The organism is Lyngbya aestuarii BL J (assembly GCF_000478195.2).
GTDB lineage: Bacteria > Cyanobacteriota > Cyanobacteriia > Cyanobacteriales > Microcoleaceae > Capilliphycus > Capilliphycus aestuarii.
On sequence record NZ_AUZM01000374.1, the window covers coordinates 1 to 405 of the forward strand.

Annotated in this window: 1 pseudogene; it reads right to left on the minus strand. The window is 31.6% G+C overall.

Annotated features, from left to right (window positions below):
• A pseudogene (locus M595_RS28585) lies at window positions 1-359 on the minus strand (hypothetical protein); the annotation flags it as partial.
• Window positions 360-405 lie beyond the last annotated feature (46 nt).

Consider the following 405-nt stretch of genomic DNA (forward strand, 5'->3'; position numbering starts at 1 on the left):
CGATCTAAAAGCATTAACTGATATCGAGTTAAACCGTTTTCTATGATTTGAATTAAAGCTCGTAATTGTGCTTCTAAGATTAATGTTACAGCTAAACCGGATGCTAAAATCAAGACAATTTTTAAGCTATGATAGGTGTAGCGAGTTGGAAAATAAAGCTGGAATAAAACAGCATGAGCTAAGAAATATAATACCAAAGAAGCTAAAATAATTTGTCCTAAAATTATAACGTTATAATGAATTTTTTGAGCGAGAGAAAAGCGTTCTGTTTGTTTAGCTAAAAAAGGAAATCCTAATCCAAATAAAGCGAGTGGCGGTAAAAATCCTAAAAAAAGAAAAACCCCTTGAGGGGGGACCAACCAGTAAAAAAAAAGATTAACGTGAAAAAAAAAAAAACGTCCAAAT